Origin of the sequence: Micromonospora sp. RTGN7 (assembly GCF_033804645.1) — a bacterium.
Taxonomy (GTDB): domain Bacteria; phylum Actinomycetota; class Actinomycetes; order Mycobacteriales; family Micromonosporaceae; genus Micromonospora.
This window is the reverse complement of record NZ_JAPZLF010000004.1, coordinates 161,637-175,609: the sequence shown is the minus strand read 5'-3', so window position 1 is coordinate 175,609 and position 13,973 is coordinate 161,637. Positions and strand designations below refer to the sequence as shown.

Below are 13,973 nucleotides of genomic sequence, written 5' to 3'. Positions count from 1 at the left end.
GCGTTACCAGCCCTTCGCCGCAAGGCTCGTCTGCAACCGGGCGGCGCGGGCGGCCCGGAGCTGGAAGATCGCCTTCACCAGGGCCGGCGCGGCGATGAAGATGACGATCAGCGCCTGGAGCACCGTGACCAGCTCCAGTGAGATCCCCGAGTACGACTGCATCCGGTTGCCGCCGGCCTGGAGCGCGCCGAAGAGCAGCGCGGCCAGCAGGACGCCCCACGGCTTCACCCGGCCCAGCAGGGCCACCAGAATGCCGTCGAAGCCGATCTGGGCGATCACCAGCGGGGTCAGCGCGGTGGCCGTCGAGCCGAGCACCATCTGGCTGCCGCCGAACCCGGCGAGCAACCCGGCGAGCGCCATCATCAGCACGTAGGTGCGGGAGACGCTGATGCCTGCGGTGCGGGCGGCGTCCGGGTTGGCGCCGACCGCACGCAGCTCGAAGCCGAAGGTGGAGCGGTTGAGCAGCCAGGCGACGAACCAGGCGGCCAGCACGGCCAGCAGGATGCCGGCGTGCACCCGCAGGTTGTCGCCGAGCAGTCGGGGCAGCTGGGCGGAGGAGTCCACGGGCTTGCTGATCGCGTCGGCCCGGTCGGGGTTCTGCACGCCGCTCTGGACGATGATCCAGGAGAGGAAGTAGACCGCGACGTAGTTGAGCATGATCGTGTTGATCACCTCGTGGGCGCCGGTGCGCGCCTTGAGGATTCCCGGGATGAAGCCCCAGAGCGCGCCACCGACCGCGCCGGCGATCAGGGCGACGAGCAGGTGCAGCACCGGGGGCAGTGGCAGCAGGAAGCCGGCCAGCGCGGCGAAGATGACGCCGATGGTGGCCTGGCCCTGGGCACCGATGTTGAACAGGCCGCCCCGGAAGGCGAGCGCCACCGACAGGCCGGTGAAGACCAGCGGTGCGGTGTAGGTCAGCGTCTCCGAGATCGGGCTGAGCGCCGCGCTGAACCCGGACGCCTCCGGGTCGAAGATCGCGCCCTTGAACAGGTTCGCGTACGCCTCGCTGACCACCGTCCAGCTCGCGCTGAACGCGTCGCCCGGGCGGGCCGTGATGTAGCCGTAGGTGGCCAGCACGTCCGGGTCCGAGACGATGATCAACACGGCGCCGACGAGCATCGCCAGCAGCACCGCGAGCACCGTGACGGTGACCGTGTTGGCCGCCCAGAGGTTGTCCAGGAACAGCCGGCCCAGGGTGGGCCGGGTCGCCGGCTCCGGCCGCTTCGGCGCGGTGGCGGTGACGGTCCGGTCGGTGTCGCCGGCCGAGACCCGCGCCGCCTGGTCCTCGGTCGCCGGCTCCTTGTCAGGGGAGCCCGACAACGGGTTCGAGTCGCTCATGCCTTGTCCTCGTTACCGGGGCCCTCGGGAGCCGGGGCCGGGGATGCCGTGTCGCCGGCAGCCGGCGAGTCGGGGGCCGGCTCGACGAGTTCGGGGGCCGCGTCGGGGGTGATGCCGGCCATCAGCAGGCCGATCTCCTCGCGGGGGGTGTTCGGGCCGACGATGCCGATGACCCGGCCGCGGTACATCACCGCGATCCGGTCGGCCAGGTTGATCACCTCGTCCAGCTCGCTGGAGACGACCATGACGGCGGTGCCCTGGTCCCGCTCCCGGATCACCCGGGAGTGGATGAACTCGATGGAGCCGACGTCGACGCCGCGGGTGGGTTGGGCGGCGATGAAGAGCTTCAGCGGTCGGGACAGTTCCCGAGCCACGATCACCTTCTGCTGGTTGCCGCCGGAGAGCGTGCCGACGGCCGCGTCGGCCGACGGGGTGCGGACGTCGAACTGCTCGATCCGCTCCCGCGCCGACGCCGCGATGGCGTCCGGCTTCAGCGACAGCCCCTTGCCGAAGGGCGGCCGGTCGTAGATGTCCAGCACCAGGTTCTCGGCGACGCTGAACTCCTTGACCAGGCCGTCGACGCTGCGGTCCTCGGGGACGTAACCGACCCCGGCGCGGAGCACCTTCTTGGTCGACCAGCCGTGCACCGGCTGACCGTCGAGGGTGACCGTGCCGGCGAGGACCGGACGCAGGCCCATGACCGCCTCGATCAGCTCGGTCTGGCCGTTGCCCTGCACACCCGCCACGCCGAGCACCTCGCCCGCGTGCACGGTGAGGTCCACCCCGTCGACGGCGCGGATCTGCCGGTCGTCGTCGACGACCAGGCCGGCGATCTCCAGGATCGGCCGGCCCGGGACGGCCGGCTCCTTGTCCACGGTCAGCCGGACGCTGCGGCCCACCATCAGGGCGGCCAGCTCGTCCCGGCTCGCCGTCGGCGAGGCGGTGCCCACGGTCTTCCCGCGCCGGATCACGGTGATCCGGTCGGCGATGGCCTTGATTTCACCGAGCTTGTGGGTGATGAAGACGATCGACTTGCCGGCGGCCTTCAGCGACCGCATGACCGTCAGCAGCTCGTCGGTCTCCTGCGGGGTGAGCACGGCCGTCGGCTCGTCGAGGATCAGCAGGTCGACGTCGCGGGTGAGGGCCTTGACGATCTCCACCCGCTGCTGGATGCCGACCGGCAGGTCCTCGATCACCGCGTCCGGGTCGACCCGAAGGTTGTACCGCTCGGAGACCTCGGCGACCTCACGGCGGGCCCGGCGCCGGTCCAGGAAGCCGGCGATGCCGCCCTTGACCTGCTCGGAGCCGAGCATGACGTTCTCGGCCACGGTGAAGACCGGCACCAGCATGAAGTGCTGGTGCACCATGCCGATCCCGGCCGCGATCGCGTCGGACGGGCCCTTCAGCTTCAGCGGTGTCCCGTCGACCAGGATCTCGCCCTCGTCGGGCTGGTAGAGCCCGTAGAGCACGTTCATCAGGGTCGACTTGCCCGCACCGTTCTCGCCGAGCAGGGCGTGAATCTCTCCAGGCTCCACCGTCAGGTCGATGTGGTCGTTGGCGACCAGATCACCGAACCGCTTGGTGATGCCGCGCAGTTCGAGTCTCAGCGCAACCTCCTGGAGTGTGAGCGATGGTGCAGCGTAGCCGCTGCCGAACCGGTCACCGGGCCGGACCGGACGTCGGGTGGTGCGAACCGGCCGCCCCGGCGGCGCGGGTGATGTCCCCGCGTACGTCGAGGCGGCCGGTCGTCATGCCTGAGGCCCGCCGGCCCCTGCGGTCGATGGTCGCACCGCAGTGGCCGGCGGATCGGTCACTTGGTCGGCTGGGCCTTCGAAGTGATCGTGATGGTGCCGGCGGCGATGTCCGCCTTGATCTTCTCGACCTCGGCCTTGAGGTCCGCCGGGACCTTGCTGTCGAAGTCGTGGTACGGGGCAATCGAGACGCCGTTGTTGGCCAGGTTGCCCACGAAGCCCGGGGCGGCCTGGAGCTTCTCGCCACCGGCGGCCTTGACCACGGCCTCCTTGACGGCGTCAGAGATGTTCTTGACCACGGTGGTCAGCAGCGCCGAGCAGTTCGGGGTGCTCTCGCAGCCGTCGATGTCGACCCAGACGACCGAGTACTTGCCGCCGGAGGCCTGGGCCGCCGCGGTGGTGCCGAGTCCGGCGCCACCGGCAACCGGCATGACGACGTCCGCGCCCTGGGCGACCAGGGTGTCGGAGACCTTCTTGCCCTCGTCCTGCTTGCTGAAGTCGTTGGTGAAGGAACCCTTCTGGGTCGCCTTGTTCCAGCCGAGCACCTGGACGTTCTTGCCCTTGGCCTTGTTGTAGTGCGCCACACCGTCGGCGAAGCCGTCCATGAAGATGGTCACCGGCGGGATCGGCAGGCCGCCGTAGGTGCCGACCTTGCCGGTCTTGGACATCCCGGCGGCCAGGTAGCCGGCCTGGAAGGCCGCCTGGGCGGTGTCGAACTGCATCGGGTAGACGTTGCCGACAGCCGGGTCGGCGTCCACGATGCCGAACTGCTGGTTCGGGTTCGCCGCGGCGATCTTCTTGGTGGCGTCGGACATCAGGCCGCCGACGGCCAGGATGAAGTCGCACTTCTGGTTGACGTACCCGGTCAGGTTGACCTCGTAGTCCGCCTCGGCCTTCGACGCGACGAACTTGGTCTCGATGTTGGCGTTGGCCTTCTTGGCCTCCTCCAGACCCTTCCAGGCGGAGGTGTTGAACGACTTGTCGTCGATACCGCCGACGTCGGTCACCATGCAGGCGCTGTACTTCTTGGCGGCGTTGCCACCAGTAGCGTTGTTGTTGTCGTCCTCGGGGGCCTCACCACACGCGGCGGCGCCCAGCACCAGCCCACCCGCCACGAAGGCGGAGGCGATCCGCATCCCACGCACAGAGCGCAAGACGTCTCCTTCCCATTGCACACCGCTCTGCGCGGTGGCAGCCCTTGAGCCGGTCTGCGTTCGCACCCCGGCGTCCCACGTTACGGACGGGAGCGTACGCCCGCGCCCACCCACCGGCCGCCAATCGTGCACGACTGATGAGTGCCTGTTACCCCTACGTAACCCTTGTCGTGGGGCAGATCACTTCTCGTGCTGACAGTGACCGAACGGGTGTCACAAACGTCCGGTCCCGCCACCTCTGCCCCGGTCAGGGGGTTACCGCCAGAAAACCGCCACCGCCGCGTTGACCAGGGTCAACCCGACGATGGTGAGGAAGTGGCCCCGGTTGACCGACTCCCGCTTACGGGAGAAGAAGACCATGACAAAGATCAGTAGCGCGAGCACCAACTTGGTAACAAGCTTCGCGGGGTCCGGCTCGTTGCCGTCGCGCAGCGGCGCGGAGAGGCCGATCCCGGTCGCCAACATGATCACGGCTCCCCAGAGCATGGCCGGGTTGATCCGCAACTTTCCGCTGATGTACTGAACGATCGCGCCGCCGAGCAGCAGGGCGAAACCGATCAGATGGACGTAGCGCAGTATCAGTCTCAGAGCTTCCACGCACCCATCCTCCCCTATCAACGACGCTTCGTAGTAGGGGCCCGCCCGGGATAGGGGGCGGCTCACCACCGGGGCGACCCCGCCGGCCCCCGTCGCCAGGCCGGGTCACCGCCGGGCCGGTCAGCCGAGTCGCCAGACCTGGAAGGTCGGGCCGTCGCCGGGCAATACGACCGTGCCGTCGGCGTCCGGGCGCAGCGCGGGAGCGCCGCCGTAAACGTTCTCCCCCGCCGGCAGGCCGGCGATCCGGGCCGGGGTGCCAGCGGCCCGCCGGGCCAGCACCAGCACCGCGCCGGTCGGGGCCTCGCGCAGGAAGATCATCGTCTCCGCGTCGGCGTGCAACCGGCGCAGGCCGCCGTGGCGCAGCGCGGGCTCGGCGCGGCGCAACGCGACCAGCGCGCGGTACGCGGCGAACGTCGAGGCGTCCCAGCTCTCCGGCCGGTGCCACGGCATCGGGGTGCGCGCCCCCTCCCCGTTCGCGCCGGTCAGCCCCAGCTCGTCCCCGGCAAAGATCACCGGAGTGCCCGGCATCGTGGCAAGCAGGCCGGCGGCCACCTCCTGCCGGGCCGCGTCGCCCACCACGGTGCGGATTCGGGCCGAGTCGTGCGAGCCGAGGAGCTGCCACGAGTGCACGTACGACCGCCAGGAGATCAGCGACCGATAGGTGTCCATGGTCGCCAACGCCGCGTGGGCGTCCCGCCGCCGGACCCCGCCCGGGGTGCCGAGGAAGTTCGGCACCGGGTCGTCGCCGTGGCGCAGCCACGACCAGACCGGGTCGGTGAAGCCGACGTAGTTCATCGTGCCGTGCCAGCCGTCGCGGTCCAGGTCGCCGGTGTGGTCGTGGCCGTGCTCGCCGAGCACCAGCCCGTCGGCCCGGGTCTGCGCGACCACCTCGCGCAGCAGCCGCGCCACCTCGTGGGTGTACGCGTCCGCGCCCCGCCGGCCGGTCATGTTCGCCACGTCCACCCGCCACCCGTCGAGGGAGTACGGGGGCCGCAGCCACCGGCGCAGCGGGGAGTCCTCGGCGGTGGCGAACCGGCGGCGCAGCTCGGCGCTGCCCCAGTTCAGCTTCGGCAGCGACCGCACCCCGTTCCACGACTCGTACGACGGCTCCAGGTCGCGGCGCGACGTCAGACCTGCCTGCATTCGGCCCGGAGCGCCGCCAAGCAACGCGGAGGCCGAATCATGGCCGTCAGCCGAGCTGGAGTTGTCGCCGCCGGTCACCTCGTCGAAGTAGTACAGCTCCCGCTCGGGGGCGTGTGGGTCGGCCAGGGCGGCGGTGAACCACTCGTGCGCGTCGCCGGTGTGGTTGCTGGTGATGTCGCCGAGCAGCCGCCACCCCCGGGCCCGGACGGTGGCGGCGAGCCGGGCCAGCGCGGCGTTCCCGCCGAGCAGCGGGTCGACGGTGTCGAAGCCGGCCGCGTCGTACCGGTGGTTGGAGCGGGCCGGGAAGATCGGCGTCAGGTAGATGGTGTTGACGCCGAGCCGGTCCAGGTGGTCGAGCCGCTCGGCGATGCCGTCGAGGTCGCCGCCGTAGAACTGGCGCGGCGTCTCCGGGCCGCGCCCGATCACCGGGGTGTCCCAGTCGCAGGGGATCGCCCAGTCCGGGGCGGTCCGGCCGGCGGCGGCGGCCGAGCGGGCGAACCGGTCGGGGAAGATCTGGTAGATCACCGCGTCCCGGGTCCAGGCCGGCGGCGGGGCGTGGCTGACCAGCTTGAAGTCGCCGTTGTCCGGCACGTCGTGGTCGAACCGACCGGCGGCGTTGAGCCAGCGGTGGCTGCGGGCACCGGCGAGCATGAACCGGTAGTTGCTGACCGGGTTGCGCACCTCGACGTCGGCGCGCCACCAGACGTCGGAGCCGGTGCGGCGGTCGACGACGGCCTCGGCGAAGCGGGGCTCGCCGTCCGGCGTGGTGCGCACGTACACGGTCTGCACGTCGGCCCCGGCGGGGACCCGGATGAAGACCGGGACGCTCTGCCCAAGGGCGGGCTCCTGTTCGGGGACGTAGGTGGCGGAGCCGTCGTGGTGCGGGTGCAGCGAAATCATGCCGGTGTCCTTCCGGAGCCGGGTCGGCACGGGAGGGACCGGCCGGCCGGGAGGCTCACCCCTTCACCGCGCCGGAGGTGAGGCCAGAGACGATGTAGCGCTGGAGGAGCTGGAAGACCAGCACCGTAGGGATCGCGGTGAGCAGGGTGCCCGCCGCGAACATTCCGAAGTTGTTGTTGCGTTCGCCGGCCACCAGGCCCCACATGCCGACCGCGAGGGTCTTGGACTCGGTGTCGGTGAGGAACACATTGGCGATCATGAACTCGTTGATCGTGCCGATGAACGACAGCAGCGCGGTCACCGCCAGGATCGGCGCCACCAGCGGCAGCATGATCCGGAAGAAGACCTGGGCATGCGAGGCGCCGTCCATCGTGGCGGACTCGTCCAGCTCCCGAGGGAGGGTGTCGAAGAAGCCCTTCATCAGCCAGGTGTTCACGCCCAGAGCGCCGCCCATGTAGAGCAGGAACAGGCCCCACGGGGTGTTGAACCCGATCCCCGGCCACAGGTCGGTGACCGTGGTGAAGATCAGGAAGATCGCCACGATCGCCAGGAACTGTGGGAACATCTGGATCAGCAGCAGGCTGAGCAGCCCGATCCGGCGGCCGGCGAAGCGCATCCGGGAGAACGCGTACGCCGCCAGCGAGGACAGGAAGATCGACACGAAGCTCGCCAGGCCGGCGATCATCAGCGAGTTGAGGAACCAGCGGCCGAAGGCCGTGTTCTCGAAGAGGTTGGAGAAGTTCTCCAGCGACACCCCCTGGGTCGGCAGCAGGGTGCTCGACGACAGGGTGCCGAGCGGGTTGAGCGCCGCCGAGAGCACGAACAGGATCGGGAAGAGGCTGAACGCCACCGCCAGCACCCCGACCACGTGCCGCCACCCGACCTGGCTGAACCAGCGGCTCCGCCGCCCACCCCCAGCGCTTACCGGCACCGGCCCTCCGTTCGCGACTGCGGGGCTCGCAAGCTGACTCCTCGCGCTCACAGCACCGGCGCTCACGAGTAGACCTCCTCCTGCTTACGGGTGTTGCGGAAGCTGATCGCCGACACCGTCGCCACGATCGCGAAGATGAAGATCGACACCGCGGCGGCCATGCCGAACTCCGCGCCCTGGGCGCCGAACGCCAGCCGGTACGTGTACGTAATCAGCAGGTCGGTCGCCCCGTTGCGCGGGTTGTCCGCCGCGAACGGGCCGCCCTCGGTGGTCAGCCAGATCGCGTTGATGTTGTTGAAGTTGAACGCGAACGACGCGATCAGCAGCGGGGAGAGCGCGACCAGCAGCAGCGGCAGGGTGACCGCGCGGAACGACTGCCAGGGCGAGGCGCCGTCGACCGAGCTGGCCTCGGTCAGCTCCTTGGGGATGGCCTGCAACGCGCCGGTGGCGACCAGGAACATGTACGGGTAGCCCAGCCAGAGCTGCACCAGCAGCACCGCGGCACGGGCAGACCACGCCTCCCCGAACCAGTCGACCCCGAGCCCGAACAGGTTGTTGATCAAACCGAAGTCGGTGTTGAACATGTCCCGCCAGATCAGCAGCATCGCGAATGACGGCATGGCGTACGGGAGGATCAGCAGCACCCGGTAGAGGTTGGTGCCCCGCATCCGGGGCGAGTGCAGCGCCAGGGCGATGGCCATGCCGAGCAGGAAGGTGAGCCCGGTCGAGCCGATCCCGAAGGCGAAGTTCCACAGCAGAGTGCCGAAGAACGGCCCGGAGATGTTCGGGTCGGTGAGCATCTGGGTGAAGTTCTTCAGCCCGACGTTGACCTTCCAGCCCTGGGAGAGCCGCTCGCCGTCGGCGGCGACGAAGGAGCCGGTCGCCTCGTCGGCGGTCCAGGTCCGGCCGCTCTCGCTGTCGGTGACGCAGTCGCAGCCCACGTCGTACGCCCGGATCGCCGTGCCCTCGTACGCGCGGGACAGCCCGGCGGAGCGCAGCGCACCGCCGGAGGTCGGCACGACCAGGTCGGTGATCTCCTTGCTCCGGGCACTGGCCTGGCCGAAGTTGAGCACCGTGTAGCCGTCGGCGGCGGTGACCCTGCCGCCCGGCGCGACGGTGACCTCGGCGGCGTCGAGCTGGCGCAGCCCCTCGGCGTCACCGGCGGAGACGGCGCCGGTCTTCGGATCGGTGACCAGGAAGACCATCGAGCCGGTGGCCGGGTCGCCCTCGGTGGCGATCGACAGGGCGTACTCGGTGGAGCCGGGGACCTGCTTCACCGAGGAGCTCTGGATCGCGACGATCGCGTCGTCCTTGCTGCCACGGTGGCCGTCACCGAAGTTCGTGAAGGCGGTGCTGGCGGTGTAGAGCACCGGGAAGACCTGGAAGGCGATCAGGAAGATCGTGCCGGGGAGCAGGTACTTGGCGGGGATGTGCCGCGGGGTGAGGTAGAGGTAGAACAGGGCGGCGGTGGTGACCGCCAGCACGGCCAGCCCGAACCACTTCTCGGCCTCGGCGAGTGGAAAGGCCGCCCAGATCGCGATCCCGGCCACCATGCCGAGCAGGACCACCTTGACGATGAGGCCCATCGCGCTGATCGGCGCGTCGTTACGCACGCGTGCGGTGCGCGGGAGCCCGGGGCCGGCGGGCTCCCAGCCCGGGTTCCGCTTGGCGGAACCCGGGCCGGACAGCTCGGTGCTCATTACTTGATCTGGCCGGAGATCGTCTTGCCGGCAGCGGTGATCGTCTTGGCCGGGTCGGCGCCGCCGATGATGGCGGCCTCGGCCTTGCCGAACGGGTCCCAGATCGCGGCCATGGCCGGGATCGCCGGGAGCACCTGGCCGTTCTTCCCGGCCTCGGTGAACTTGGCCAGGTCCGGGTCGTTGCCCTTGACCTGCTCCAGCGCGGCGGTCAGCGCCGGCGGGCGGGGCTCGGCGTTGTACAGCGCCACGGCCAACTCGGGCTTGGTGGTGTAGTTGGTCACGAACTCCTGGGCCAGGGCCTTGTTCTTGCCCTTGGAAGCGACGTAGAAGGCCTGGACGCCCACGAACGGCTGGGCCTCCTTGCCGCCGGCGAAGCCGGGGACCGGGGAGATGTCGTAGGAGATGCCGGCCTTCTTCGCGTCGGCGACGGCCCACGGGCCGGAGACCAGGTAGGCGCACTTCTTGCTGGTGAAGGTGGCGATCGAGTTCTCCGGGGTGATGGAACGCTTCAGCGCACCGTCGCCCTTCTCGCCGAGCTTCGCGATCTTCTGGAACGCCGCGATCGACTCCGGCTTGCCCACGCCCAGGTCCTTCGGGTCGTAGTCGCCGTTGGCGTCGGTGCCGAAGAGGTAGCCGCCGGCCGAGGAGTACAGCGGGTAGATGTGGTACGCGTCGCCGTTCTGGCCGGACTGCAGGCAGAGGATCTCGCTGGCCTTCTTCTCAGCCTTGAGCTTCTTGCCGGAGGCGACCAGATCCTCGATCGTCTTCGGCGCCTCGGGGGCCAGGTCGGTGTTGCGCAGCAGCGCCAGGTTCTCCATGGCGTACGGCACGCCGTAGACCTGACCGTTGAACGTCACGGCCTTGACGGCGGTCTCGTTGAAGCCGCTCTTCTGCTCGGCGGCGAGCTGCACCGGGTCGATGGCGCCGTTCTGCACCAGGTTGCCGATCCAGTCGTGCGCGCCGACCACGACGTCCGGGCCGCTGCCCTGCTGGGAGGCGGTGACGAAGTTGGTCTGCAGGTCCTTGGAGACGGCCTGGACCTCGACGGTCACACCGTTCTCCTGGCCGAACTTCTCGGCGAACGGCTTCAGGGCAGCGGCCCGCTTGTCGTCGGCCCAGATCACCAGCTTGCCGCCGGCGGCGCCGGCGGACTCCTTCGCGGCCGGCGCTTTGCTGTCGTCGTCGCCACCGCCGCAGCCGGAGGCGGCCAGCGCCAGGCCGAGGACGGCGACCACACCCGCGGTACGGATGCGCATCGGTACTCCTGTCGTCATGGCGGTGGCGCCGGGGGAAGGGCCGCCCGCCAGTGGGAACCTTCGGTCGTTTTTGCTACCGGCGTCCGGTTGCGGCGCCGCTGCTCTCGCATGTTGCCGGGACGTTAGCAAGAGGTTGCAAGTAATGGAAGGGCTTGCAGACGTGTACGCAAGAACTTGCCGGTGAGCTAAAGTGCGGCCATGCGCGCTCGACTGTCCGACATCGCCCAGCAGGCCGAAGTCAGTGAGGCCACGGTGTCGCGGGTGCTCAACGACCGCCCCGGCGTGGCCGCCGAGACCCGGCAGGCCGTCCTGACCGCCCTCGACGTCCTCGGCTACGAGCGCCCGGCCCGGCTCCGCAAGCGCAGCGCCGGCCTCGTCGGCCTGGTCGTGCCGGAGCTGGACAATCCGATCTTCCCCGCCTTCGCCCAGGTGATCGAGTCGACCCTGGCGCAGAGCGGGTTCACCCCGGTGCTGTGCACCCAGACCCCGGGCGGGGTCACCGAGGACGAGTACGTCGAGATGCTGCTCGACCGCCAGGTCTCCGGCATCGTCTTCGTCTCCGGCCTGCACGCCGACACCGCGGCCAACCACGACCGGTACCGCGCGCTGATCGCCCGGCCCCTGCCGGTCGTCATGATCAACGGCTACGCGCCGGGCATCGCCGCACCCTTCGTCTCCTGCGACGACCGGGAGGCCACCGAGCTGGCCGTTGCCCACCTGGTCGCCCTCGGGCACCGCCGGATCGGGCTGATCACCGGGCCGAACCGGTTCGTCCCGGTGCAGCGTCGGGTGGCCGGCTGGCGGGCCGCCATGGAGCGGCTGACCGGCCTGTCGGGCGCCGAGCTCGACGAATTGGCCGAGCTGACCCTCTTCGGCGTGGAGGGCGGCGAGGCGGCCGCCGGACGGCTGCTGGAGCGCGGGGTGACGGGGCTGGCCTGCGGCTCCGACCTGATGGCGCTCGGCGCGATCCGGGCGGCCCGGCAGCGGGGCCTCTCCGTCCCGGGTGACCTGTCGGTGGTCGGGTACGACGACTCGCCCCTGATGGCCTTCACCGACCCGCCCCTGACCACGATGCGGCAGCCGGTGGCCGCCATGGCGGTGGCCGCGGTCCGGGCCCTGGTCGACGAGATCAACGGCCACGGTGCCCCGCACTCGGAGTACCTGTTCCGGCCCGAGTTGGTGGTGCGCGGCTCCACCGCCGTCGTCCGGCAGGCCACCGCCGACCCGACGGCGGGCGGCTCCGCCCGCCAACGCCCGGCGCCGCCGGCGCTCGCCGTGTCCGCCTGAGGCCCCCGCACCCCAGCCCCGTCGGCCCCCATCGGCCCCGCCCGCGCCGCCCAGCCCGCAGCGCCGACGTCATTTCTTGCGCAAGCCCTGCTTGACTCTTGCAGCCACCGGGCTTCATCCTGCTCTGACACCCGGATGACACACCGCCGTGCCATGCCACCCATTGCCGTCCTGCGCGCCAGAGAACGGGGATCGCCACCGATGACCGCCAGCAAGCCCACGCCGCTGACCTCCGACGACGACTGGTGGCGCTCCGCGGTCGTCTACCAGGTCTACGTCCGCAGCTTCGCCGACTCCGACGGCGACGGGGTCGGTGACCTCCGGGGCATCCGGGAGCGCCTGCCGTACCTGCGCGACCTCGGGGCCGACGCGCTCTGGCTCACCCCCTTCTACACCTCGCCGATGATCGACGGCGGCTACGACGTCACCGACCACCGGGACGTCGACCCGAGCTTCGGCACGCTCGCCGACTTCGACGCGATGATCACCGACGCGCACGCCGTGGGCCTGCGGATCATCGTCGACCTGGTGCCCAACCACACCTCCAGCGCGCACCCGTGGTTTGCCGCCGCGCTCGCCGCCGCCCCCGGCTCCCCCGAGCGGGCCCGCTACCTGTTCGCCGACGGCGGGGGCGCCCACGGCGAACTGCCGCCGAACGACTGGGAGAGCATCTTCGGCGGCCCGGCCTGGACCCGGGTGCCCGACGGCCAGTGGTACCTGCACCTGTTCGACCCGGCCCAGCCCGACCTCAACTGGCGCCACGCCGAGGTCCGCGCCGAGTTCGAGGACGTCCTGCGCTTCTGGCTCGACCGGGGCGTCGACGGGTTCCGCGTCGATGTCGCCCACGGCATGATCAAGGCCGAAGGGCTGCCGGACGTCGGCTTCAGCACGATGACCACCGGCCAGCGCCAGTCGGAGTTGCTCGGCAAGGGCCGGCTGCCGTACTTCGACCAGGACGAGGTGCACGAGATCTACCGGGCCTGGCGGCCGATCCTGGACAGCTACCCCGGCGGCCGGATGGCGGTCGCCGAGGCGTGGGCCGAGACGCCGCAGCGGCTGGCCCGCTACATCGGCCCGGACGAACTGCACCAGGCGTTCAGCTTCGACTTCCTCGACGCCACCTGGTCGGCCGACTCGTTCCGCAAGGTGATCGGCACGGCGCTGGCCGAGGCGGCCATCGTCGGCGCGCCCACCACCTGGGTGCTCTCCAACCATGACAAGCAGCGGCACGTCACCCGGTACGGCGACGGCGAGGTCGGGCTGCGCCGGGCCCGCGCGGCCAGCCTGCTGATGCTCGCCCTGCCCGGCTGCGCGTACGTCTACCAGGGTGAGGAACTGGGCCTGCCCGAGGTGCTCGACCTGCCGGACGAGCTGCGCCAGGACCCGTCGTTCCTGCGCACCGGCGAGAGCCGGGACGGCTGTCGGGTGCCGATCCCGTGGGGCGGCCAGCTTCCCCCGTACGGCTTCGGGCCCGAGGGTGGCCAGCCGGGCTGGCTGCCGGCCCCCGCCACCTGGGCCGCCCTCTCGGTCGCCGCCCAGGACGGGGTGCCCGGCTCGACCCTGGAGCTCTACCGCACGGCGCTGCGGGTCCGGCGCGAGCACCCCGCGCTCGCCCGCGACGCCGACGGCGTGAGCTGGCTGGAGACGACCGGCCCCGGGGTGCTGGCGTTCCGTCGCACCGGCGGCGACGCCGAGCTGACCTGCGTGGTCAACATCAGCGACGCCGCAGTCCTGATCGACGGGTACGGCCGGCCGGTCGTCGCCAGCGCCGAGCTCACCGAGCAGGGCGCCGGGCACGTCCTCGCGGTCGACGCAGCCGCCTGGTTCGACCGGCGCCTAGCGGGGTAACCCGCACTTGACCTGGCCGTCCGTTGTGCCCCGCGCCGACGGGCGGCTAGGCATGAGCGACGTGGCGG

General features: G+C 70.7%; 10 protein-coding genes. 2 read left to right on the top strand and 8 right to left on the bottom strand.

The window, feature by feature from the left end:
- Positions 1-3: 3 nt before the first annotated feature.
- From SNR22_RS07720 to SNR22_RS07685, 8 genes are all read right to left on the bottom strand, one after another.
- Positions 4-1,338, bottom strand: a complete 1,335-nt coding sequence (locus SNR22_RS07720; protein WP_320065787.1) for an ABC transporter permease — start codon at positions 1,336-1,338, stop codon at positions 4-6.
- Positions 1,335-2,885 (bottom strand): ABC transporter ATP-binding protein, encoded by a 1,551-nt coding sequence (locus tag SNR22_RS07715; protein ID WP_320066010.1) that lies wholly within the window; start codon positions 2,883-2,885, stop codon positions 1,335-1,337. The genes SNR22_RS07720 and SNR22_RS07715 overlap by 4 nt, the downstream gene beginning before the upstream one ends.
- Before the next feature lie 263 nt (positions 2,886-3,148).
- Positions 3,149-4,225: a BMP family ABC transporter substrate-binding protein gene (locus SNR22_RS07710; protein WP_320066009.1), complete on the bottom strand. Its 1,077-nt coding sequence runs from the start codon at positions 4,223-4,225 to the stop codon at positions 3,149-3,151.
- A gap of 273 nt (positions 4,226-4,498) precedes the next feature.
- Complete coding sequence (locus SNR22_RS07705; protein WP_320065786.1) at positions 4,499-4,840, bottom strand: hypothetical protein; 342 nt, start codon at positions 4,838-4,840, stop codon at positions 4,499-4,501.
- 120 nt (positions 4,841-4,960) lie between these two features.
- A complete protein-coding gene (locus SNR22_RS07700; protein ID WP_320066008.1) occupies positions 4,961-6,880 on the bottom strand; it encodes a glycoside hydrolase family 13 protein in 1,920 nt (639 codons plus the stop codon).
- A 58-nt stretch (positions 6,881-6,938) separates the two neighbouring features.
- Entirely contained in the window at positions 6,939-7,814 is an 876-nt protein-coding gene (locus SNR22_RS07695; protein WP_320065785.1) for a sugar ABC transporter permease, read from the bottom strand.
- Between the two features lie 62 nt (positions 7,815-7,876).
- Positions 7,877-9,514 (bottom strand): ABC transporter permease subunit, encoded by a 1,638-nt coding sequence (locus SNR22_RS07690; RefSeq protein ID WP_320065784.1) that lies wholly within the window; start codon positions 9,512-9,514, stop codon positions 7,877-7,879.
- Positions 9,514-10,770, bottom strand: a complete 1,257-nt coding sequence (locus SNR22_RS07685) for a maltose ABC transporter substrate-binding protein (protein WP_320065783.1) — start codon at positions 10,768-10,770, stop codon at positions 9,514-9,516. Before SNR22_RS07685 ends, SNR22_RS07690 begins: the two co-directional genes overlap by 1 nt.
- A 198-nt stretch (positions 10,771-10,968) precedes the next feature.
- On the opposite strand from SNR22_RS07685, the gene SNR22_RS07680 reads away from it, so the two are divergent.
- Positions 10,969-12,057, top strand: coding sequence for a LacI family DNA-binding transcriptional regulator (locus SNR22_RS07680; protein ID WP_320065782.1), 1,089 nt, complete (start codon positions 10,969-10,971; stop codon positions 12,055-12,057).
- A 201-nt stretch (positions 12,058-12,258) separates the two neighbouring features.
- Positions 12,259-13,905: a glycoside hydrolase family 13 protein gene (locus SNR22_RS07675; protein WP_320065781.1), complete on the top strand. Its 1,647-nt coding sequence runs from the start codon at positions 12,259-12,261 to the stop codon at positions 13,903-13,905.
- Positions 13,906-13,973: the final 68 nt, after the last annotated feature.